Source organism: Enterococcus sp. BWR-S5 (assembly GCF_016745255.1).
In the GTDB taxonomy this organism is placed as follows: Bacteria; Bacillota; Bacilli; order Lactobacillales; family Enterococcaceae; genus Enterococcus_L.
Genome location: NZ_JADOEQ010000005.1, coordinates 124,169 through 147,818, shown reverse-complemented (window position 1 = coordinate 147,818; position 23,650 = coordinate 124,169). Strand labels below are relative to the sequence as shown.

Annotated in this window: 24 protein-coding genes; 8 read left to right on the top strand and 16 right to left on the bottom strand. The window is 39.7% G+C overall.

From position 1 onward, the window contains the following. The first annotated feature begins 202 nt into the window (after positions 1-202). Genes IW510_RS08350 through yidA form a run of 4 tightly spaced genes read left to right on the top strand, consistent with a single transcriptional unit; the run spans position 203 to position 3,625 of the window. A complete protein-coding gene (locus tag IW510_RS08350; protein ID WP_202058516.1) occupies positions 203-562 on the top strand; it encodes a hypothetical protein in 360 nt (119 codons plus the stop codon). Continuing rightward, positions 555-1,427, top strand: coding sequence for a lipoate--protein ligase family protein (locus tag IW510_RS08345; RefSeq protein WP_202058514.1), 873 nt, complete (start codon positions 555-557; stop codon positions 1,425-1,427). The genes IW510_RS08350 and IW510_RS08345 overlap by 8 nt, the downstream gene beginning before the upstream one ends. Further along, the gene (locus tag IW510_RS08340; protein ID WP_202058512.1) at positions 1,411-2,778 is read left to right on the top strand and encodes an HD domain-containing protein; all 1,368 of its coding nucleotides are present in this window, start codon (positions 1,411-1,413) and stop codon (positions 2,776-2,778) included. The genes IW510_RS08345 and IW510_RS08340 overlap by 17 nt, the downstream gene beginning before the upstream one ends. Positions 2,779-2,809: 31 nt before the next feature. Continuing rightward, the gene (yidA, locus tag IW510_RS08335) at positions 2,810-3,625 is read left to right on the top strand and encodes a sugar-phosphatase (RefSeq protein WP_202058510.1); all 816 of its coding nucleotides are present in this window, start codon (positions 2,810-2,812) and stop codon (positions 3,623-3,625) included. Positions 3,626-3,699: 74 nt separating this feature from the next. Here yidA and IW510_RS08330 read toward each other — a convergent pair whose 3' ends face one another. From IW510_RS08330 to IW510_RS08295, 8 genes are all read right to left on the bottom strand, one after another. Next, the gene (locus IW510_RS08330; RefSeq protein WP_236674666.1) at positions 3,700-5,772 is read right to left on the bottom strand and encodes a BglG family transcription antiterminator; all 2,073 of its coding nucleotides are present in this window, start codon (positions 5,770-5,772) and stop codon (positions 3,700-3,702) included. A 118-nt stretch (positions 5,773-5,890) separates the two neighbouring features. After that, entirely contained in the window at positions 5,891-6,511 is a 621-nt protein-coding gene (locus IW510_RS08325; RefSeq protein WP_202058508.1) for a ketohydroxyglutarate aldolase, read from the bottom strand. 24 nt (positions 6,512-6,535) lie between these two features. Continuing rightward, entirely contained in the window at positions 6,536-7,411 is an 876-nt protein-coding gene (dapA, locus tag IW510_RS08320) for a 4-hydroxy-tetrahydrodipicolinate synthase (protein ID WP_330932642.1), read from the bottom strand. Between the two features lie 23 nt (positions 7,412-7,434). Next, positions 7,435-8,034, bottom strand: a complete 600-nt coding sequence (locus IW510_RS08315) for an SIS domain-containing protein (RefSeq protein WP_202058504.1) — start codon at positions 8,032-8,034, stop codon at positions 7,435-7,437. 143 nt (positions 8,035-8,177) lie between these two features. Then, positions 8,178-9,440 carry a PTS ascorbate transporter subunit IIC gene (locus tag IW510_RS08310; protein ID WP_202058502.1) on the bottom strand — a complete coding sequence of 421 codons (1,263 nt, stop codon included), beginning with the start codon at positions 9,438-9,440 and terminating at the stop codon, positions 8,178-8,180. Between the two features lie 220 nt (positions 9,441-9,660). Further along, positions 9,661-9,945: a PTS sugar transporter subunit IIB gene (locus IW510_RS08305; protein WP_202058500.1), complete on the bottom strand. Its 285-nt coding sequence runs from the start codon at positions 9,943-9,945 to the stop codon at positions 9,661-9,663. After that, entirely contained in the window at positions 9,938-10,405 is a 468-nt protein-coding gene (locus IW510_RS08300; RefSeq protein WP_202058498.1) for a PTS sugar transporter subunit IIA, read from the bottom strand. Before IW510_RS08300 ends, IW510_RS08305 begins: the two co-directional genes overlap by 8 nt. A gap of 449 nt (positions 10,406-10,854) precedes the next feature. Beyond that, the gene (locus IW510_RS08295; RefSeq protein WP_202058496.1) at positions 10,855-11,304 is read right to left on the bottom strand and encodes an NUDIX hydrolase; all 450 of its coding nucleotides are present in this window, start codon (positions 11,302-11,304) and stop codon (positions 10,855-10,857) included. Positions 11,305-11,807: 503 nt separating this feature from the next. On the opposite strand from IW510_RS08295, the gene gloA reads away from it, so the two are divergent. Together gloA and IW510_RS08285 are read left to right on the top strand one after the other, a co-directional pair. After that, the gene (gloA, locus tag IW510_RS08290) at positions 11,808-12,185 is read left to right on the top strand and encodes a lactoylglutathione lyase (RefSeq protein WP_202058494.1); all 378 of its coding nucleotides are present in this window, start codon (positions 11,808-11,810) and stop codon (positions 12,183-12,185) included. A gap of 559 nt (positions 12,186-12,744) precedes the next feature. After that, positions 12,745-13,467, top strand: a complete 723-nt coding sequence (locus tag IW510_RS08285) for a gamma-glutamyl-gamma-aminobutyrate hydrolase family protein (protein ID WP_202058492.1) — start codon at positions 12,745-12,747, stop codon at positions 13,465-13,467. 59 nt (positions 13,468-13,526) lie between these two features. Here IW510_RS08285 and IW510_RS08280 read toward each other — a convergent pair whose 3' ends face one another. Then, positions 13,527-14,351, bottom strand: a complete 825-nt coding sequence (locus IW510_RS08280; protein ID WP_202058490.1) for an aldo/keto reductase — start codon at positions 14,349-14,351, stop codon at positions 13,527-13,529. A gap of 161 nt (positions 14,352-14,512) precedes the next feature. Beyond that, positions 14,513-15,538 carry a branched-chain amino acid aminotransferase gene (locus IW510_RS08275; protein ID WP_202058488.1) on the bottom strand — a complete coding sequence of 342 codons (1,026 nt, stop codon included), beginning with the start codon at positions 15,536-15,538 and terminating at the stop codon, positions 14,513-14,515. A gap of 136 nt (positions 15,539-15,674) precedes the next feature. Here IW510_RS08275 and IW510_RS08270 point away from each other — a divergent pair, with 136 nt between their 5' ends. Together IW510_RS08270 and IW510_RS08265 are read left to right on the top strand one after the other, a co-directional pair. Then, positions 15,675-16,607, top strand: a complete 933-nt coding sequence (locus IW510_RS08270; protein ID WP_202058486.1) for a mechanosensitive ion channel family protein — start codon at positions 15,675-15,677, stop codon at positions 16,605-16,607. A gap of 32 nt (positions 16,608-16,639) precedes the next feature. Then, positions 16,640-17,125 carry a hypothetical protein gene (locus IW510_RS08265; protein WP_202058485.1) on the top strand — a complete coding sequence of 162 codons (486 nt, stop codon included), beginning with the start codon at positions 16,640-16,642 and terminating at the stop codon, positions 17,123-17,125. Positions 17,126-17,176: 51 nt separating this feature from the next. On the opposite strand, the gene IW510_RS08260 is transcribed toward IW510_RS08265, so the two are convergent. The 6 genes from IW510_RS08260 to racE all read right to left on the bottom strand — a co-directional run bounded on the left by IW510_RS08260 (position 17,177) and on the right by racE (position 22,954). Continuing rightward, positions 17,177-18,304, bottom strand: coding sequence for an N-acetyldiaminopimelate deacetylase (locus IW510_RS08260; RefSeq protein ID WP_202058483.1), 1,128 nt, complete (start codon positions 18,302-18,304; stop codon positions 17,177-17,179). Positions 18,305-18,491: 187 nt separating this feature from the next. After that, entirely contained in the window at positions 18,492-19,193 is a 702-nt protein-coding gene (gene dapD / locus IW510_RS08255; RefSeq protein WP_202058481.1) for a 2,3,4,5-tetrahydropyridine-2,6-dicarboxylate N-acetyltransferase, read from the bottom strand. 350 nt (positions 19,194-19,543) lie between these two features. After that, positions 19,544-20,038 carry a cyclic-di-AMP-binding protein CbpB gene (gene cbpB / locus IW510_RS08250; protein ID WP_202058479.1) on the bottom strand — a complete coding sequence of 165 codons (495 nt, stop codon included), beginning with the start codon at positions 20,036-20,038 and terminating at the stop codon, positions 19,544-19,546. Between the two features lie 231 nt (positions 20,039-20,269). Continuing rightward, positions 20,270-20,785 carry a metallophosphoesterase gene (locus IW510_RS08245; protein WP_202058477.1) on the bottom strand — a complete coding sequence of 172 codons (516 nt, stop codon included), beginning with the start codon at positions 20,783-20,785 and terminating at the stop codon, positions 20,270-20,272. Further along, on the bottom strand, positions 20,782-22,137 hold the full coding sequence (gene rph, locus IW510_RS21555; RefSeq protein ID WP_202058638.1) for a ribonuclease PH: 1,356 nt from the start codon (positions 22,135-22,137) through the stop codon (positions 20,782-20,784). Before rph ends, IW510_RS08245 begins: the two co-directional genes overlap by 4 nt. Further along, positions 22,133-22,954, bottom strand: coding sequence for a glutamate racemase (gene racE, locus IW510_RS08235; RefSeq protein ID WP_442896404.1), 822 nt, complete (start codon positions 22,952-22,954; stop codon positions 22,133-22,135). The genes rph and racE overlap by 5 nt, the downstream gene beginning before the upstream one ends. Positions 22,955-23,650: the final 696 nt, after the last annotated feature.

Sequence of the window (23,650 nt, the reverse complement as noted above, 5' to 3'; positions counted from 1 at the left end):
TCAGTCATCTTTACATTTGTTCTCCATAAAATCATTTGTAAACAGTCATGTAAACATTTTATAACATTCCTACCATACTTGCAACCCTAAAAAAGCATTTCCTGTGAATCTATAAAAAAAATAAAACTTTCTTTAGACTTTCCGGTTTTCATACGTAACTTTTGCTATAAATAGTTTATAATAGATTACGGGGGTGGAAACTATGTTGTTTCATGATGAGGAAGCAATGTTATTTTGTATGCATTGCCAAAAAGAGACACTTCACGATATTCAATATATGAACGAAGTTATTTCAAGTATTGAGTGTGAAGAATGTCATAGCCAAATGAGCATCGATGTTGATGCGATGAAAGAGTTCTATCATTATTTATATGAACGTCTGATTTCCAAACCGGGACGTTTATCAGAAGAAGCTCGAAAAGATTTTAGTAAATTCCTTTCTTCAATGCCGATGAGGCTTATCAGCAAACCCGTTCGATTTACGAATGAGTACTCGCAGATGAACAAGGAAGTCAAAGAATATGTATCAAAAGGCAAGCAGGACGATGAACCTTATGAATGATTTCAGACCGCTGTATTCAGAAAAAGCTGTCTTGCTGTTAAACCAGAAAATTTTGTCAGCAGACGAGAGCCTTATTCCGTTTGCACTCACAGATACATTAGTTGCCTATTCCGAGCAGGTACAGCAACCGATTTTGCATTTCTGGCAATTGGATCAAACCATGATATTGGGCATGAAAGATACTCGTGTTCCTCACCTTGCAGATGCACTGGCTTCACTGGAAAAGAACCACTACAATGCAGTAGTGCGTAATTCAGGCGGACTGGGCGTCATTGCAGATACAGGAACCTTGAATGTCTCACTCATCTTGCCACAGCCTTCCAATCACAAGTTTACGATTGATGAAGGCTATATTTTTATGTGGAATTGGATTCGACAGGCGTTTGAACAGACAGGAAAGAAAATCGAAGCGTATGAAATAAGCAGCTCGTACTGTCCCGGTACTTTCGATTTGAGCATCAATGGAAAGAAATTTGCTGGAATCGCCCAGCGTAGAGTTCGAAACGGATTAGCAGTGATGGCTTACCTTAGTATTAGCGGTGACCAACAGGCACGCGGAAAAACGGTCCAAGAGTTCTATCACGCAGGCTTAAGAGAGAATTTTGGAACAGATGGCTATCCTGCAGTTAACCCATCTGTCATGGAGAACTTGGCAGAGCTGTTGGAATACCAGTTAACGATAGAAGAAACAAAGGAAAAGCTGTTAACAGCTTTTTGTGATGACGGGAAGCAGACCATCGAAACGCTTGATTTTTCAAAGTGGCTCTCCTCACCTGATGTAAAACAAGAGTATCAAAAACAGCTGGAGAAAATGATTCAGCGAAATCAACAGTTAAAGGAGGATCAGAATGACCTATTCTTATAAAAACCAATATTTGCCAATCGAAAAAGTTTTTCGCGATCCCGTCCATAGCTATATCCATGTACAGCATCAAGTGATTTTGGATTTGATTAATTCCGGAGAGTTTCAACGACTTCGAAGAATTAAACAGCTAGGTACTTCTTCTTTAACCTTTCACGGCGCAGAACACAGTCGTTTTTCCCACTCACTTGGTGTCTACGAAATAACCAGGCGCATTTGTGACATTTTTCAACGCAACTATTCTTCCGAACAACTGGGAGAAGATGGTTGGAACGACGAGGAACGGCTAGTTGCACTATGTGCTGCGCTGCTGCATGATGTGGGGCATGGACCATACTCCCACACCTTTGAGCACATCTTCCAGACTGACCATGAAAAGTTCACGGTCGCTATCATTACCTCTCCGGAGACAGAGGTTTTCCAAATATTGAATCGGGTTTCTGCCGATTTTCCGGAAAAAGTTGCCAGCGTAATCACCAAGGAATACCCAAACCCTCAGGTCGTTCAAATGATTTCCAGTCAGATTGATGCTGATCGGATGGATTATTTGCTGCGAGATGCTTATTTTACAGGAACAGAATATGGCACCTTTGACTTAACACGTATCTTGCGTGTGATTCGCCCATATAAAGGCGGAATCGCCTTTACGATGAACGGGATGCATGCCGTCGAGGATTACATCGTCAGTCGCTATCAGATGTATGTACAGGTCTATTTCCATCCAGTATCCAGAGGGATGGAGGTTATTTTGGACCATCTCTTACATCGTGCGAAAGAGCTTTACGAAGAGCAACCGGAAGACTACCTGCTCCATTCCAGACTGTTAGTTCCCTTCTTCAAGGGGAGCTATACATTACAGGAGTATCTAAAGCTTGATGATGGTGTTTTAAGTACGTATTTTACTCAGTGGAGTGAGCTGGGAGATTCTGTCTTAACAGATTTGACTAAACGATTTTTAATGCGTAAACCATTGAAATCAGCCACTTTTTCAAAGGTCGGAGATGAAAAGATTATTGAACATCTGAAGGAGCTTATTGAGAAGGTTGGTTTCAATCCAAAATATTACACAGCTATCAATTCAAGCTATGATCTGCCTTATGATTTTTATCGTCCTGAAAAGGACAGTCATCGCACGCAAATAGAAATTATTCAAAAAGACGGAACCTTAGTTGAACTATCAAAGGTCAGCCAGCTCGTTGCTGCACTCGCAGGACAGGGACAAGGCGACCATCGTTTTTATTTCCCAAAAGAAATGCTGCAGCCTGCTAAGGATCAGCATTTGGATCTTTTTGAAGAAACCTATCGGGAATTTCAGTCATTTATTCATAATGGCGCAATTATAGACAAGCAATAACTACCAAAAGTTCAGGAGGCAATTAGACACTATGGCAATTAAACTAGTAGCCATCGATATTGATGGAACATTATTAGATTCAAACCGCACACTGACACCAGGTGTGAAGGAAGCGGTAAAAAAAGCAAATGACCAAGGAATTTATATCGTTTTATGTACAGGACGACCATTACCGGGAGTGGAAGCATTACTCAAAGAGCTGGATCTTTACAAAGAAAATGATTACGTCATTACTTATAACGGCTCATTGGTTCAGGCGACTAAATCAAAAGAAATTATTTCTCAGTATACCCTTTCCTACGACGATTTTATGGAAATTGAACTGATGGCCAGAAAAGTTGGCAGTCATTTGCATATGAGCGATGAGCATTCCATCTATACGTTTAACAGAGACATCGGAAAATACACTGTCCATGAGGCTTACCTAGTAGACATGCCTCTTAGATATCGTACAGTAGAAGAAATTACACCGGATATCAATGTGATTAAAATGATGATGATTGATGATCCGGAAGTATTGGACGCTTCAATCAGTAAAATTCCTGAGAGCTTCAAGGAAAAATACACAACAGTTAAAAGCACTGAGTTTTACTATGAAATTCTAAACAAAGAAGCCAGCAAAGGCGCAGCTTTAAAGAAACTGGCTGCTCACCTGAATATCCCAATTGAGGAAACAATGGCCATCGGTGATAATGAAAATGATTTATCCATGATTGAAGCAGCCGGAGTCGGCGCGGCTATGGGCAATGCGACTGAATCAATTAAATCAGCCGCCGATATTCTATTAGGTACAAATGACAAAGACGGCGTTGCCGAAGCATTGAATAATTACGTATTGAATGTTTAAACACAATGCAACAGTAAAAAACACCCTTGGCGACTTGAAAGCCAAGGGTGTTTTTGATGTCTCTTTCTCCCACGCTAAGGTTTTGACTGGTTACAAATATACGCATAAATTTCTGCCGGTTCTTTACTTGTGTCCAATAATTTGTAAAACTGAGGATCATCAAGCAGATTTACCAGCTCAGCCATCGCGTTCAAATGACGATTGCTCTTCGGTGCCGACAGACAAAAGATGTACTTTACCGGATCATTCCCTTTACTTCCAAAATTGATAGGATAGTCCAATACAGTAATACTAATTCCCAAATCCAATGCCCCTTCCTCCGGACGAGCATGAGGAAGTGCAACATGCTTGGCGATGACCATATAAGGTCCTTCCTCCTTCGCAGTTCGAATCATCGTTTCGATGTACTCACGATTAATCTTTTTATTTTTCAGCAAAGGAGCTGCAGACAAACGAATGGCTTCTTCCCAATCACTTGCTTTCACACCGGTTTGAATCATATCTGAAGCTGTAATTCGATACAGCTCCGGTCCTTCTTCCGGTATATCAACTGGCTGCTCTTCTCCTTTGATTAAATAATCAGCTAACTCTTTTTCCAGACCCTCTCTGTTCTCAATCGTCGTATATTTATCAACAATAGACAGCAGCTTATCGACACGAGGAATCTTAAAATTGAAGTTTCCAATATGCGTATATACATCGCTAATCAAACGATATTTCTCTGAGGTACTCATAATGGGACTAACTACATACACCAGCTTTTTTGTATAAAACAGCCGAACATTGGGAACCGTTGAAAAGATTAAATCATACGAATCTCCCAGTTTTTCTACCTCGTTGGTCTCTACAGGTCCAATAAACGATAGTTCCGGGAAGAGTGCTTTTAGCTCCGTATAGAGAATTGACGAACTGCCTATCCCATTAGGACAAACAACCAAAGCTACTTTCTTAGAATAGTGACGGTCCTCAGCATTCGAACATAATGAAGCAAAATGCATCGTCAAAAAGGCAACTTCATCTTTAGGTATTGGCTCTTTGAAAAGGGACGCAATCGGCTTCAAAGCCTCTTCGACAATATCATAGAGTTCACTGTACTCTTCTTTTATTTTTTCATGTAGCGGGTTGATAATCGGCAGTTTGAAAAGTAATCGATAATAGGCCGGGCGAAAATGTGCATAGAGTTGTCGAACAGCTTTTTCCTCATTAGAGAAACGGATACCGGATAACGCTTCAAAACGTAGACTAATCCGCTCTACAAGATTCATGATTGTTTCATAATCCTTCGTCATTTTATCCGGCGTTCCGATTGATACGCCCAATATCCAAGAACAGATATAGAGAATGGCTGATTGGCTGGAAATTTGATAGTTTTTCAACAGCTCTTCAGAAAATTGATACTCCTTCATCGGAATCATTGCTGTCGTTTTATACGGTTTACCGATGATTTGAACCTCTGAATCGATACGTTTTTTCAAGAAGATAAAGGTATAAATGAATTCTGTTAAGCGATTTTCTACAAACGTAATATGATATTTTTGCAGCATCTCTTCAACCACTTTCTTCGTCTCCTGAAAACCAATTAACTCATTTTTTTCGATGAATAGATCATAAATAAATGTTGATTGGTGGGCAGTAAAATCCCAAAGAATCAGCTTCATCAGATAATAGCGAATATTCCTCTCTTCACCAACGAGTTGGTAGCCCTTCTTTCTTGAGTAAACAACAGCAATGTTCTCCGGCTCCAGCTCAGCATTCAGTTTTTTCAGGTCGTTGATAATTGTTGTCTTACCAACTCCGAAAACTTCAACAAAATGATTAACAGAAAAGTAATCATCGTAAAAATAAAATAATAGCAAAAATAAGTATTTGATTCGTTCTTCACTATTCATCCAATAATTTTTAGTGGGAACTTTTTTCTCAAGCTGAGCAAAGAATTGTTCTCTTGTTTTTTCGGAGACCACCACTCGATTGTTTTCTACCTTAAGAGATTGCTCGCCATGCTCCGTCAGCCATTCATTGATTTTATCCAATGAATATTCCAACTGTCTTCTTGTAAGGTTAGTCTGCAGCTCCAGCTCTTCTATGTTATGGATCGGACGTTCAAGTAAATAGTTTATGACCTTTCTACTGCGTTCATCGCTAATCATTTGCGTCACCTCCCCTATGCTATTTTGTTTATTATAATCAGAGAATCATTGAAAAGCTACAGCCGATTGAGTCTGCCGAAGAAGATTGGCTTCTTCGACAGCTCGTATGACACCTTGGCTAACTTGAAAAAGCACTCTTCAACAATCGGGCATTTTCTGCTATTTCTTCAGTCGTTCCCTTGGTCAAGAGACTACCGACACCGACACAATCAATTGCTGTCGCTGCCCAGTCCTTCACATTATCTAACGTTACTCCGCCGGAAGACAGAATTGGCATATAAGGTAATGGGGTTTTCAAGGTCGAAACGACACTTGATCCATAATAGCCGGAGATTGGAAATGCCTTAATCATTGCAGCTCCGGCTTCCATCGCATCAACCATCTCAGTCATACTGGTACAACCAGGCATATAAGGGATTTGATACCTGTTACATAAACGGCAGACCTCTTCTTTAAAATTTGGTGCGATGACAAACTTTGCACCGGATAAAATCGCCAATCTAGCTGTCTCACTGTCTAAGACTGTTCCTGCACCAATCACCAAACGATCGCCATATTGCGTATTTAATGCAGCAATAACCTCACCGGCATTTGGTAATGTATAGCTGATTTCCAAGCAATCAACACCACCAGCTAAACAGCCCTCAGCAATTTCAACCGCTCGGTCTACAGTTTCAACTCGAACAATTGCCATTATTTTTGTGTTTACTATACGATTTATGATTGTATTTCGGTACATGTATTTCTCCTTTCTATACTCCTACTATTGTTCGTAGTATTCCTTCATTACAGCTTCTACCTGTTGAAGAGAAGCTGACGATAAGGGCTGCACAGGTAAACGAGCCGCACCGACATCAATCCCTCGCCACTGAATTGCTGCCTTTAACACAGAAGGAATCGTTCCCAGCTTAAGAATTGAACGGAATGGTTCGATTCTTTGTTGCATTGCTTCTGCTTCAGCAATTTTCCCTTCCAACCAGAGCTGATAAATTGCTCGATCAATTTCAGGTAACGCGTTAGAGGTCGCTGCAACGGCTCCTGTTGCTCCGGCTTTCAAGCCTGATAATATCAAAGAATCCGAACCCGACAGGACATTAAAAGACTGGCCTTCAGCGGCATGGATATAACTCACCATATTCTCCAGCTTGCCGCTGCTGTCTTTAATACCAGCAATATTCTCATGTCTGGCCAGAACAGTTACCGCTTCTTTGCTAATGTTTACTCCGGTATTTTTAGGAATATTGTACATAAGCATGGGAATCGTCACTGCGTCTGCAATCATTGTGTAATGAGCGACCAGCTCATGCTCAGTTGGTGCCACAAAGTAAGGAGAAATGACTGATAATGCATCTGCACCCAATTGAGTAAACTGCTTTGACAGTTCTATCACTTGCTTAGTGCTATTGCCCCCGCTTCCAACATACACAGGAATTTGACCACTTACCTCATTTATGACCAGCTCTGCAAATTCAAGTTTTTCTTTCTCTTCCATAACATGAAACTCACCATTTGTTCCTAAAATGAACAACCCGTCGATTCCTTTTCCCAAGAGATAACGAACCAATTCCTTTGTGCCTTGCTTGCTAATCTCTCCTCGATGATCGAAGGGTGTAACCATTGCGGTAATAATACCTTTCATTTCCAAATCGTTTCCTCCTCTCTCTATTTTTCCGAAACCAACGATTTTCCAAGCGTACCGCCGGGATGCCATTGAACATATTCCTTCAAGGTCAGGTTTTTCTCCTCTTGAAGCAGAATACTTAAAGATTGTAAAACAAAGACTTCAATAATAATGGACGCTCTCGGAGGTTTATTCAACGTATCACCTTCTTGTTCCACCTTGGCAAATAGCACACAATCACTGTTTTTTGTCAGCCACGACTGCTCTCCGCCGGTAACTGATATGATTTTCGCGCCATTGTTCCTTAAAGTCGTGATTGTTTTCTTCAATTCTTCTGTCTCTCCGCTATTTGATATCGAAATCACTATATCGTTAGGTAAAACCTGTCCAGATGAGCCATGAATCGCCTCAGTTCCATCTAAAAAATATGCCGGTGTTCCTACAGAGGAAAATAGTGAAGCAATGTATTCGGCTACATGTCCAGGTTTTCCAATACCGGTAATATGAACTCTCCCGCCTTTTTCCTCTGCTTCGATAATCATATTCTTTGCTAAATGCAGCTGTTCAACTGAAACAGCCTCCATAAATCGTTGTATTTCTTCGAACGTTGTACTAAAAAAACTTTTTAATGTCTGATCCATCGATAATTCTCCTTCATGTAAGAGGCTGAAGGAAATAGCTGTTCTCTCAGCTTATTCCCTGGCAAACATTTATTTGCACCATTCAGCCCCATTATTTTTGAAGTATTTGATTTTTTCTTTTGCTGTAGGTCTAATTTAGTTTTTTAGAAAGAGAATAACCCCAAAATCTTTTCAAGGAAAATACCGACAACATTATAATCGATATTAGGGAATGTCGAACCTTCTAAGCCCATACTGCCATATACCGGATAGAGAATTGTCGGTAGAAAAGCAAGCAGTAAACCTACTACAAATGAGCCGGCAACGGCACCCCGCCAGCCACCAGTTGAGTTCCCAAACACACCAGCTGTACCACCCGAGAAGAAGCAGATATGTGCTGCCGGAATGATAACTACAGGAAACTTAAAGATAACCATAACAGCTACTCCCAATAGGCCCGCAGCATAAGAAGAAAGGAAACCTACAATTACTGCTGTTGGTGCATAGGGGAAAACAGTCGGCACATCCAGTGCAGGACGTGAATGCGGAATAAATTTTTCAGAAATTGATACAAATGCTGCTGTAATTTCAGCAAGAAACATCCGCACACCAGTCATCAAGATTGACATTCCCGCGGTAAAGGTAAAGGCTTGAATCATCGGGAATACTAACCAATGCGTTGTACCAGCTAATTCCTGTGTTACATCACGACCCGCTTTCAACGCGGATACATAGAATAGAATCAACATGATAACTGCCACACCCATTAGGAAGTCTCTAAAGAAGGACAACCATTTTGGAAAATTAATATGCTCTGTACTTTTGTCTTCGTGTTTGCTGAACAACTTACCGATATACCCTGATAGTGAATACCCAATCATATTGAAATGACCAATTGCCGCATCATCACTCCCTGTGATTTTACGCATAAACGGCTGACAAAGCTGAGGTAAAGCAGCAGAACAGAAGCCAAGAATCAAACCACCGACAACAATCGCTACCATGTCAGATATTCCATGAGACTTAAGAATCAGCGACAATACACAGGCGAAGAATAAGCTGTGGCCAGTAGTAAAGAAAATATTTTTCATTGGCGTGATTCGAGCAAACACCAAGTTCATCACAAATCCTAGAATCAGTGTACAGGAAGTAACTAAAGCATACTGATCCTGCGCCATCGCTGTAGCTGCTTCAGGAGAAGCTACTACTCCGACAATGTTGAAACCTGTTTGAAACAGCTTATTGAAGTTCTGTAAAGCGCCGGTCATCAAGCTACCACCAGCACTAAAAACCATAAATCCGATAATCGTTTTAAATGTGCCCGTCAATACCTCTGTTCCGGTTTTGCGTTGGGCAACTAATCCAATAAGAGCTACAATCCCCAATAAGACTGCAGGGGTACTTAGAAAACTAATAATAAAATCCACACTGTTCACTCCTTTGTTTTGTTGTGGAAAGTAGTCAGGTAACTGGCTACTTTCTTCATTTCGATGGTCCGATGTCGATTTCCCTAGAAACTTTGGTAAAAGGGAAATCGCTCTCCTTTGGGTTGTTGTGGAAATAAGTCAGATAACTGCCTTATTTCTTCATTTTTTCTCTTGATAGTTAAAGCCAAAAGACAGCTTCATATTTTCGCTCTTCAAACTCCTATTTATCTTGCTCAAGAAATGCTGAGAGTTTTGTCTGGATTTCATTTTTATCTACAATATTATTGATACCGATAATGGTTTGTTTCAATCCTTTGCTGCTTAACTCTTCTGCTACATCGGATAAAGTTATTAACAGGTCTCCGTTGAAGCCATGGACAGCATCCAAGGAAGAATGCTCTACCTCGATTGGAAACTGATTTTCCTTTATGACCTGTTCTGTTTTGATTTTTAACATTAAACTTGAGCCTACTCCGGCACGGCAGGCAATAAGTGCTTTATGCATTGCTTTCTCCTCCTTGTTCAATCTTTTTAATATATGTCAGAATTTCATCTGCTGAAGCGGCTGAATCCAATAAATGATAAAAGCTTTCGTTACTTAGTAAATCAACTAGTTCAGCCATTGATTCAAGATGAGCTTCACTGTCTGTTGCACTCATACAAAATAGATACTTCACAGGGTCGTTGGCTTGATTCCCGAATACAACAGGCTTCTTTAATGTTGTAATTCCCATAGCTAACCCTAATGCACCGAATTCTGATGGTGCATGTGGAAGTGCTACATGCTTTGTGATAACGATGTATGGTCCTGTATCATGAGCAATCTCTATGATTTTATCCACGTACCCTTCGGTGATTTTACCTCCTTTTATCAGAGGTTTTGCGGATTGTCTGACTGCATCTTCCCAGTCATTTACCTCTATTTTCAGTTGTATAAACTCTTCATTGATCATTTCGCTTAACAATATGCAACACCTCTTTCATAGATACTCAAGCGTACGACTTGTTTGTTTCTAATTAAACTATATTACGGAAAGAAAGCATTTTCAAACGAATTTGGAAGCTACTTTTGTGCCTATCTGCCACAAAGAGTGTTCCAAAAACAGACAAAAAAAGACCCAAGTTAAACAAAAGATAGGTTTAAATCGGTCCAAGTATAGAATTATGATAAAAAATTATAACTTAATGATGCTATAGGCACTTATTCCCTCCAGATAATGTTTCTGCACTCTATCAATCATTGATTGAAACACACATTTTTTTCAATGGTTTTTCCTTTTTTCAGAAATATTCAAAAAAACATTCATTAACTCTATTCAAAATTGATAGCATCCATTTGATTTTTTCTGAACAAAAAAAGAACAGACACCTATCAACACGTGAATAGACATCTGCTCTTTCTAATAGATTGATACTATAGTTTTAACTGGCTTTGCCAAGTTTGAACAGCCCACTTGTGACTGCCTCTCTTTAGCAGCTCAATTCCGTCATTAATGCTGACCCAACGAATCGTATTGCATTTTTCAAGAGGTTCGCAAACTTGTTTCCAACTGGCCGCAACAAAAAAATAGCCAGGATTATGGTAATCCGTTGCTCGATGACGGGAATGAAAATACTCATCTGCTTGACCGAGATAACTCTCTATCACGACTTCGATGCCAAGCTCTTCCAGCATCTCACGAGCAATCGCCTGCTCTTTTGTTTCATCGTTCTCAATTTCTCCACCAGGAAGAAAATAGGCTCCATTTGGCGCCTGAATCAAAACCATTTCCTGTAAATCATTTCTGGTAACGATAATATACGCACCCAATCGCTTTTTATAGTCCCTTTGGCTTAATTTTTCTCCAAAAGTAGGGATTTCCATATGAACAACTCCTTTAAATCTCTTTAATTTTACATGAGAACATTCTAATAAACAAGTATAAAAAGGAGTATTCATAGAACGCGTCGGAAAAGTTTACGGATTCCAAATTTTTCAGAGATTTTGACAGAGTGCTGGAAAGAAAACATGGATTATGTGGTACCTAATCAAGTATGTCTACTGATGAGTCCCATCAAAGTAACGAAAATATTTACCGTTTCTATTTTCAGACACATTCTAGTTTCATATCAATACATCCGTTCACCAATAATTATGAATAACTTTCATTTTTATCAGTACCAAACCAACGGCACTTCGTAGGCTACATTATGAGCAAAGTAAGTGTTGCCTTCAGAGTTATCAGAAAAAAAACGTTCTTAATAACCTGCAAAAAAACAATTTCTCAATCACTGTAAAGATACAAAATACTTATCTTTTCTAAAAGACTATGCTAGTATTAAAAAGAATGATGCTTTTGAAAAGCAGAACGAAAGGATGAATAACGAATGAAAATGGCGCACACTTGTGTACGTGTAAAAGATTTAGAGGCTTCACTGACTTTTTACCAAAATGCTTTTGGTTTTGAAGAAAGCCGCAGAAGAGACTTCCCTGAACATAAATTTACTTTAGTGTATCTGACTTTACCAGGCGATGAATATGAATTGGAGCTGACTTATAACTACGACCACGAAGGTTATGACCTCGGAAATGGTTATGGACATATTGCAATCAGCACAGATGATATCGAAGCATTGCACGAAAAGCAAAAAGCAGCTGGTTTTGATGTTACTGATATGAAAGGCTTACCTGGCACACCTCCTTCTTACTTTTTCATCACTGATCCAGATGGATACAAAGTTGAGGTTATTCGTACAAAGTACTAAAAAACATGAGAACATTGTCCTAGTACATTTGTTCTTACTCATTATAAAAAGGGACTTTGGTATCCTTGCCAAGTCCTTTTTTACTTGATTGAAAAGCATATCAATAGCCAAACCTAAAATAAATGATAGAATAAGAACAACGATTTACAGAAACTTACTCATTAATCAAATAAATAACCTTCTAGTAATGTAGAAAGTAGACAGTTATCTAACTACTTTTTTCAACAAAACAAAGGAGAACCGTTACTCTGGTGTAGGAACCTCTAGATGTAACGGATATCGGACCACCAAAATGAAGAAATAAGACAGTTATCTGGCTTATTTCCACAACAAAACAAAGGAGAGCGATTTCCCTTGCTCCAAGCTTTCTAGGGAAATCGACATCGAACCACCAGAATGAAGAAATAAGACAGTTATCTGGCTAGTTCCCTCAACAACCCAAAGGAGAACCGTTACTCTGGTGTAGGAACCTCTAGATGTAACGGATATCGGACCATCAAAATGAAGAAAGTAGTCAGTTACCTGACTACTTTCCTCAAAATAATAAAGGAGAGATACCATGTCAAAACCAATTATCGGGATTGCCGGAAATCAGCTGATTCATGCAGTGGAAGCATTTCATGGCAATCAGATTTCTTATACACCACAAGGATTTGTTACAGGAGTTCAAAAGGCAGGCGGGATTCCTCTAATCATTCCAATCGATTCTACCAATACTGCAGCTGACTATATTTCACGAATCGACAAGCTGCTTCTTGCCGGTGGTCAGGATGTATCGCCTGATTTTTATGGTGAAGAACCACATCCTAAACTGGAAGAAACGAACAGAAATCGAGACTTATTTGAATTGGCATTGATTAAAGAAGCTATCAAGCAGAAAAAACCAATCTTTGCTGTTTGCCGAGGGATGCAGATATTAAATGTTGCCTTGGACGGCACACTATATCAAGATCTTTCTCAATACTCTGAGTGGAAAGTAAAGCACGGACAGCAGCCAACAGCACCAGAGTTTCCTACCCATTCAATCAGCACTGAAGAAGGCAGTATTTTGCACCAGTTATTCGGAGAAAATCATTTAGTAAATTCTTATCACCATCAAGCAGTTCGCAGACTGTCTACTCAGTTGGTTGCTACAGCCTATTCAACAGACGGGCTTGTTGAAGGCGTAGAAGCAAAGAACCCTGAGCAGCGTTTGTTGGGTGTTCAATGGCACCCTGAATTAATCTTTCATAATGATGAAAAAGAATTTGAGCTTTTCCGTTATTTTGTCAATCAGCTATAATAAAACAACAGCCGACACTCTATGAAAAAAAGAGTAGCGGCTGTTGTTTATTCTATTTCTTAGAAATCAAAACTATCAGGGTTTGATCCTAATCGTTCATCACTGTTCAGTTGATTAATTCTATCAATATCCTCACTACTTAGTTCAAAATCAAAAACATCAAAATTTTCTTTGATTCGTTCTTCATGAACGGATTTAGGAATCACAATGATATCGTTCTGCAAATGCCAACGAATGATAACCTGTGCAGCAGATTTTCCGTACTTTTTCCCAATCTCTACAAGAACAGGGTCTTTTAATATCGTTCCCTGTCCTAACGGTGACCAAGCCTCCACTGCAATACCCTCTTGCTTCAGATAAGCTCTTAAAGGCTCTTGTGTCAATGTTGGGTGAAGCTCAATTTGATCAACCATCGGCTTCACTTTAGCCGTTGTTAACAAATCTTTGATATGATGCTCGTGGAAATTCGATACACCAATGGCTTTCGCACGACCAGAAGCATAGATTTCTTCCATCGCTTTCCACGAATCTTTATATTTGTCTTTCACAGGCCAATGGATTAAATATAGATCAACATAGTCCAAGCCAAGTTTGTTCAAGCTGATATCAAAGGCTTCCAGCGCTGATTCATAGCCTTGATCATCATTCCAAAGTTTAGTTGTAACAAATATTTCTTCTCTGGGTACACCGGACTGACGAATTCCTTCACCTACGCCCTCTTCATTCTTATAAACTGCCGCTGTGTCGATTAAGCGATAACCAGCCTGTAAAGCCCATTTCACAGAGTCAATGACTTGATCGCCATCTTCTACTCGCCAAACACCTAAGCCTAAACGAGGAATCAGATTCCCATTTGCCAGTTTTTTCGTTTCTTCAAAAGTCATAGTATACTTCCACCCTTTCCGGAAAATCATTACTTCTTCCATTATACGTCAAAAAAACTATTCTATAAAAAAATATGTCTTCTTCATTTTTCTATTTTAACTATAAAAAAAACTGCAGCATCGTTCATTTTTGACGATACCACAGTCTTTTACAGCTTATATTAAACTTTTTGAATCCAACCTTCTGGTGCTTCTACATCCCCGAATTGAATCCCTGTTAACTCATCATAAAGCTTTTGCGTGACAGGACCTACTTCAGTCTCACTATAAAACACATGGAAAGAATCAAAGGTCTGAATACCGCCAATTGGCGAAATCACAGCTGCCGTGCCACAAGCTCCAGCCTCTGTATACTGATCTAACTGGTCCAAATAGACGTCGCCTTCCAGTACTTCCATCCCTAAACGGTGCTCTGCTAAATGTAACAGCGAGTATTTTGTAATACTCGGTAAAATGGATGGAGACAACGGTGTCACAAACCGATTATCCTTGGTGATACCAAAGAAATTCGCTGAGCCAACTTCTTCAATTTTCGTATGTGTTTCAGGATCAAGATAAATACAATCAGAGAACTTTCTCTCATGTGCTTCCTGTCCCGGATACAAGCTGGCTGCATAGTTTCCTCCAACCTTAACCGCACCTGTTCCCTGTGGCGCTGCTCGGTCAAAGTCAGACACAATAAAGTTTGTCGGTGTCAGTCCGCCTTTAAAATAAGCCCCAACAGGCATACAGAAAACAGTAAACAAGTATTCCGGCGCAGGACTCACACCGATTCCTTCACCAATCCCGATTAGCAAAGGACGAATGTATAAAGTTGCTCCAGTACCATAAGGCGGAACGTATTCCTCATTCGCTTTTACAACTTCTTTTACCGCATGGATAAACTTTTCTTCCGGCACCTTTGCCATCAGCAGCCGCTCTGCACTGCGATTCATCCGTCTTGCATTCTCTTCTACCCGAAAGAGATTGATTGAGCCATCCTTGCAACGATAGGCCTTAAGCCCTTCAAAGCTTTGCTGTCCATAATGTAGTGCAGCGGAGCCTTCATTTATATGCAGGGTATTATCTTCAGTCAATACCCCATCATCCCATTCGCCATCTTTCCAAATTGATAAATAGCGATATGGTGTTTTTATATAGTTGAATCCTAAGTTATCCCAATCGATCATCTTATATTCCCCCTTCATTTTTCTGATTATTGTACCACACTATTTCTTGAGTTGTTAGAATTTTTTGAAAGTTTTTCGTTGCACATAGAGAAAACTGGCTAGAATCGTTCTTTTTAGGTAAAATAAAGGAAATGTTCTAAAAGGGTGATTATGTATGTTTTTGTTACAACAGTCTACATCAACAATTGAGTCGACGATTGATTCTTCTGTCGGCGACCTAACCCAGGAAACGGTGAAAAAGGTTAACGCCTTTCAGCGATACTGGGAATCAATTAACTGGGATCAAATTACTACACTGATTATTGAAAAAGCAATCTATCTTTTATTCTTATTTTTACTTTTTGCTTTGATTAATAAAATTGGTAAAAGCCTAATTAATCATCTATATAAGAGTCAAATTAGTAAACGCCAATCAATCAGTGACAGCCGTGTCAGCACGCTCCACCTACTGACTCGAAATGCCTTTCAATACACACTATTCTTTTTCTTCCTCTATTCCTTATTGAGCGTCATAGGTGTGCCTATTGGTTCGCTTCTTGCAGGAGCCGGGATTGCCGGAGTCGCTATTGGGTTAGGGGCGCAAGGATTTATGAATGATATCATCACTGGTTTCTTCATTATTCTTGAACAGCAGATGGATGTTGGAGATTACATTCGTTTGCTGGCATTAAATATCGAAGGAACAGTGACATCCATCGGGCTAAGAACCACTCAGCTGAAATCTTTAGATGGAACGGTTCATTTCATCCCAAATAGAAATATCACGACCATCAGCAACCTTTCACGTTCTAATATTCAAGTGATTGTTGATATTCGCATCGTGCCTGAGGAAGGCATAGAGAAGATACAGGAGATTCTTTCCGAAGTAAACCAACGCTTAGCTGATAAGCATAAGGAAGATATCCAAAGCGGTCCAACACTATTCGGAATGGTTGATTTGGGCAATGGAAACTTTGCTGTTCGAACGACGATGTATGTATTAAACGGAAAGCAGGCAGTCATCAAAGAGGATTTTCTCGCTCAGTCTGTTACAGCTCTATCTGCTGAAGACTTTACGATTCCGAACACACCAATAACAAAATTGTAAATAATTTATTTTTGTAGACCAAGGGAGAAAATATGATATACATTTATTTTGAATTTGATGCAATCAACTACTGGATTGAAATTGATGCCCAAGGTACTGCCTACCGACAAATTACGCATCAAACCTTTCCTGATGATATTTGGGAAATTTCCTGCATTCATGATAATTTGGCTGATCAAACGGTCGAAATCGATGAACTCGTTTCATTTATCTCTGCTGAAGATTTTGAAGCGGTTTGGCAGAGCCAACTTTCACACTATATGGATAGGTTTCAACGAGGAAAGAGTGAATACCCAATTGGCGCTTCAGTTATTGGTACAGTCAAAATGATTTATCCACAAGGAGTTCTTGTATCAATCAATGATTATATTGCATTGGCAAGCTATCAACGTTTAGAAGATAGTTGCATTTCTGCTGGTGAAATCTATGCTGGTCAAACAGTTCATGGAAAAATATTAGCTTATGATGAGCAGAACTTGTGGCTACTACTCGATGAAGAAACAGTTCTTAAAAAGTAAAAAATGAAACAGTGCCCTCACAACATGTATTTGCGAGGGCACTGTTTTGCATTATTTATCCAACATTTTTAAAAAAGCACCGACCTGTTTTACTGCAAATGGCAGTGCTGCTTCATCAGGCTCAAATTTCTCAGAGTGCAAGCCATAAGGACTGTTTACACCTAGCCAAAACATAGTTCCGGGAACCTTGGAAAGTAAATAACCAAAATCCTCACCAGTCATCGCAACTGGGGCTTTTTCAAACGCTACTTCAGGATTATCCTCCATGAATTGAATGAAGCGCTCCGTCGTCTCCTTGTCATTGATGACCGGTACGTAACCCTTTTGATCCAAAACCACTTCTACCTCACAATTAAATGAATAGCTGATTCCTTTAGCCAGCTCTCTGATTCTTCTTTGAGTCAGTTGATTTGTTTCCTCGGTCAACGTTCGAATCGTCCCTGTAACACTCGCTTCTCCCGCAATTACATTATTCGTTGTTCCTCCATTGAAGGTTCCAAAGGTAACAACTCCTCCTTCAACCGGATTAACATTCCTACTGATAATCGTCTGAGCCTGCTGAACGAAGTTGACAGCAGCAATAATCATATCATTCGATTCATTAGGAAAAGCTGCATGACCGCTCTTTCCTTTAAAATAGACACGAACCTCACAGGTTGCTGCAAACAGCGTGCCAGGTCTAGTGGTAATTTTGCCGACTGGAAGCTCTGGATTGACATGCAGCGCATAAAACTCATCTGGCAGCCAATCACCAAATGCGCCATGCTCATACATCAGCATTCCGCCAGCCTCGTTTTCCTCAGCAGGTTGAAACAGAAAAAGATAATTGTTTTTAGGCTGCTCCTCAGAAAGCTTTTCCAGTAAGCCTAATCCAATTGTCATATGAAAATCATGACCACAAGCATGCATCTTTCCTTCATGAACGGATTTAAATCCAGACTCAACCTCTTCAGTAATTGGCAGTCCATCAATATCTGCACGCCAACCAATCGTCTTTTCTGGTGCACTCCCGTGAACAAATACCAGTGTGCCGGTTTGCCAACAGCTTACCTCAATATAGTCTTTTTTAATTCGCTCGATTTCATCAAGTAGATAGCTTTGTGTTTTAACTTCTTCTAATCCAATTTCAGGAATTTGATGAAGCGCTCTTCTTATTTCACTTAATCTTTCTTGTATCATTGCGTCTATTCTCCCATTCCATTTCCACGTTTCAATATAGCATATACGAAAAAACCAAGAAGAGGAAGCCGATGAACAGAAAGCTATCCCTGCTCACCTGCTCATTCCAACTAGACAATACTGTATTGAACGTCAATCCGCTAATCGGGATATACAGGTTGTCTTCCTCATCTCAGTTTCTAATTGATTAAAGCTTGCGCAGCTCGTCCATCATGTTTGTTTTGCCTTTAGTTTTTTCATCAATATCTTTGATTTTTCTTGCCGGTACTCCGGCAACTACTGTATTCGGTGCAACATCATTCACAACAATCGCTCCGGCGGCTACTACAGCACCTTTACCCACACGAATTCCTTCCAATACAACTGCGTTGGCACCAATTAAGACATTGTCTTCAATGACCACAGGTTCTGCGCTAGGCGGTTCGATAACACCTGCCAATACTGTTCCTGCTCCGATATGACAGTTTTTCCCAACAGTAGCTCTTCCACCTAGGATAGCCCCCATATCAATCATTGACCCTTCTCCAATGACTGCACCGATATTGATAACAGCGCCCATCATAATAACTGCATTGTCTCCTATTTCAACCTGATCACGAATAATCGCACCTGGTTCGATACGCGCATTAATCTCCTTTGTATCGAGCAATGGAATAGCAGAATTGCGACTATCATTTTCTACAACATAATCAGCAATAACAGCTTTATTTTCTTCTAAAAAAGCTTTGATATCTTCCCATTCACCGAACAAAGTACCGGTTTTACAGTTTGTAAAGGCCTTAATGGACTCTGGATACTCCATTCCTTTTAGTTGACCCTTTAAGGTAACTTTCACTGGTGTTTTCTTTTTAGCATTCCCGATATAACTAATAATTTCATACGCATCCATCACATTAACCCCCTTCAGATTCTACAAAAAAACACTTCGACGAAACAATTATTTTGTTGCCTTTAGCTCTTATTGCAACATTGGCTAACTCAAATAAAAGGTTGAATGTTTTGCCAAACATTCAGTCTTATCTTCGTACGCATACCATTCCACTAGGTAAGCTTCTTTAGTGGAACTGGCAACTTTTCGCGCAAGGTGTTGTTCCGTGCAATTCATTTATATGAATCGACGAAACGATTATTCTTGTTGCTTATTAGCTCTGATTGCAACATGCGCTCATCGCGCAAGGTATTGTTTCGTGCGATTCATATAGCATATCAAAAATTTTGTAAAATGTGAATATAGGTGTTTTAAATCGCTTGATTTTCTTGTTCTTCATCAATTTTTGGTAGAACAATGTTGTGTTTTTCTAATTCGTGAGCCATGTGATTGATGGCTTTCAGCAATTCTTTTCTAGTGATAATCCCTTTGAAGCATTGATTGTTATCTACAACAGGTAAGAATGGTGAATCTACGAGTAAATGCAGCACATCTTCTAAATCCCAATCTTCACCGACAACTGTCACGCCGACTTCCATTACATCTGCTACAGTAAACTCTTGCAGCTTTTCTAAATCAATTTCTGTCAGGTCAAACATCTTATCTACAACATCAGCCAGACTAATCAAGCCGACAAATCTATCTCCCTTATCTAAAACAGGAATTTTCGAATATCTTACTTGTGATAGAACCAGCAACGCATGATTTAACGGATTTAAACACATAACATTCGCTACATTTTCGGCTGGTATCATAAAGGTATCTTGTTTTTCTAATAGTAATTCTTTAACAGCATTTCCAATCATTGGAGTGCCTCCATTTCGTTTTTTCACTACAGTCTTTATTGTACAGAAAAGATGGTCGAATGTCTCAAAATTCGCAGTTTTTTCACAATAGTTTAAAAAATTTTACATTTAAGTTCGTATCCTTTTTTTGCTAGAAAGCCTTTGATATGGTTCCGCTTTCTTATCTTCTAAAAAATACCTCGAACAGGCTTCCCAATGTAAAAGGAATCAGCTGTTCGAGGAACAAATACCTTATTTTGAAAATTTGAAATGAAGATTGCTCACCGGTTTAAATGTTCGATCATAGTATTGAACATCAAATGCTTCTTTTGTACTTTCAATTATTGCATAGGACTGTATTTGAATAGGTCCGCGAGGCTGACGAATGCTGCCAGGATTCAAAAACAAGCAGCCTTGATGCATCTCACAACCGATTTCGTGAGTATGGCCAAAGAGTGCAATTGTTGCCCCGGCTTCTTCCGCCTGAAGACCTAATTGGGTCAAACCAAAACGCACATTGGATAAATGCCCATGTGTCATAAACACTGTATCTTCACCCGTATTCTTTAATGCGATTTCAGGATAACCCGGACCATAGTCACAGTTCCCCTTCACTACAGCAGTGAACGAATCCCATAAAGGATCAGTTGCTTCCAGCTCAGAATCGCCACAATGGAAGAGAGCATCAACATTTCCTTTATACTTCTCAACCAGCTGTACCAAGATATCCCGATCTCCGTGATTGTCACTGACAACTAAATACTTCATTTGGCTACCTCCTGACCGTTCAACCAGCTTTCCCATTCGTTTTTCAGCTTTTCAACAGCTTTTCCTCGATGACTAATTTTATTCTTCAGTTCTCGCGGAAGCTCAGCAGATGTTTTCCCTTCCTCCGGTACATAAAACAACGGATCATAACCAAATCCATTTTCTCCCTGAGGAATCGTCCCAATCATTCCTTCCCATTCCCCTTCAACAACAAGGCTGTCCTTATGGGGTGCTGCAAAAACCAAGGTACAATGGAAGCGGGCTGTACGTTTTTCTTTAGGCACATCTGTCATTTCATGCAGCAGCTTCGCATTGTTCGACGCATCACTCTTCGGCTCTCCAGCGAAACGTGCAGAATAAATACCCGGCATACCACCTAAAGCATCGACGATTAAGCCTGAATCATCTGCAAGAACCGGCTGTTGCAGAATAGCTGCAATCGTTTCTGCCTTCAAACGCGCATTCTCTTCAAAGGTCTTACCTGTCTCCTCCACCTCAGGAAGCTCAGGGTAGTCCAATAAAGTCTTTACCTGATACCCTTTAGCTCCAAATAATTCTTTAAATTCAGCAGCTTTACCAGCATTTCCAGTAGCAATGACAATAGTATTTTCTTCAATAGGCCGCTCAGAAAATGACGCAAGCAACGCATTTTTCTGCTCTGCGATCAACTCACTAATCCCGCTTTTTCCATAAAAGAGCATCGCGTTCAACTCGTCACCTGAAAATGTCGCTTCTTCCCCAGTTCCTTGGATTTCAACAAATTCACCGGATTCCGTCATGACAATATTCATGTCAACCTTCGCTGAAAAATCTTCTTGGTAATCCAAATCTAATACACAATCTCCTTCAGGCAATATACCAACACTGACTGCTGCAAGATGTTCTTTTATAGGATCTTCAGCAAGCTCACCGGAAAGCATCAATTTCTCAATCGCCAGCTTCATTGCTGTAAAAGCTCCGGTAATACTTGCGGTTCTTGTACCGCCATCCGCTTGAATGACATCACAATCAACTACGATACTTCGTTCCCCAAGCTTTTCTAAATCAGTCACAGCTCGAAGGGATCGACCAATCAAACGCTGAATTTCCATCGTTCTTCCGGAAAGTTTTCCTTTCGCACTCTCACGAATATTTCTCGTATTCGTTGCTCTTGGCAGCATACTATATTCAGCAGTAACCCAACCAGTTCCTTGTCCTCTTAGAAAAGGAGGTACTTTTTCCTCTACAGTTGCCGAACAGATTACCTTAGTATCACCAAAAGAGATAACAACTGAGCCTTCCGGATGCTTGAACACATTTGTTTCTATTGTCACTTTTCGTAATTGCTTTGGACTTCTTCCATCATGTCTAATCACTCGTATTTCCTCCTATTTTTGCATGTGCTACATTAATTGTTTCTAATTCAAGCCAATCATTGGCAATCGCTTTAAACATATTTGCTGAACCGGTGGTATAAAATTCATTCGCAGGATTAATCTTTTGAGGCTGTGCCGCCAGATTAAAGTAGTCTAACAATACACTTACTTCACTAACTGTTTCTGCTCCTGAATCAATCAATTTTACACCGCTCCCCATTTCATTTTGAATCAACGGTCTTAGTAACGGATAATGGGTGCAGCCTAAGATTAGTGTATCTAATTCAACCTTGTTTTTCAAAGGTCTCAGCGTTTCTGAAATAACTTTTTTAGCAACAGACGATCGATACTCGCTACTTTCTACAATAGGAACAAACTTTGGACAAGCCAAACTCTGGACTGCTACAGTAGGAACTTTATTCTTCAACGCTTCTTTATAAGAGCCACTTTTGATTGTTCCAAGTGTTCCAATGACACCAATCTGGTTCGTTCGTGTCGCCTTCAATGCAGCACGTGATCCCGGCAATATAACGCCAACTACCGGAATATCTAATTTCTCTTTTATCTCATCCAGTGCTACAGCTGTTGCCGTATTACAGGCAATCACCAGCATTTTAATATTTTTCTTTAATAGAAAAGAAGTCATTTCCCATGTAAATTGAATGACCTGTTCAGCAGGTCTCGGTCCATACGGACATCTTGCCGTATCTCCTAGATATATCAATTGTTCATTCGGCAGCTGCTTCAATGCTTCCTTAACAACTGTCAGCCCGCCAACACCTGAATCTATAAATCCAATTGCTCCATTGTTCACATTTATCAAACCTTTATTGTTTTTTTCAATACATTTATTCTCTACTTTTTCAGAGACTTTTTCAAGTCTTATTCCTTTTCTTATAAACCATTTAGTAATTACTCATTGTTGTCCAACGAATGATTTTTATAAAAAACTGGTATTCGAATCAAACATATGTTATAATTTCTAACATTAACAAAAGAAAAGAATTATGATAATAGGATTAAATTTCGAGTATAAGTGTTTTTACAATATGAAAAACAGTGCCATTTCCCCTAATTTCAACTAGTTAGCAAGGTTCTCGACACGTACTCCTTCCATTTTTCCAACAAAAATGGGTTTTATCAATTCTTTTTTTCATTTTTCCGATAGACATTCTCTACATACTATAGCATATGATGATACAAAACCAGACATAAGAGAATCTGACAGCTTGATTGAAAGATTAGAAGGCGCAGATCATCATCACATGCCTACCATCCCAAAAGTACCTTCATACTTAAAAGATGTCATTGCACATCAACTATCTTCATATTAAAAGAGAGTCTCCCCTTTTGTTCTTATGAGAACCGGAATGGGTATATCGGAATAAAAAATGAGGTCTATATTTCTTGCCGATTTTTCGGCTTAGGAATGGGGATAACAGACCTCCAAAATGGAGCAAACTCAGATATGCAGTTCTAGGAGTTAGCCACAACTAAGTAAAGGAGCACG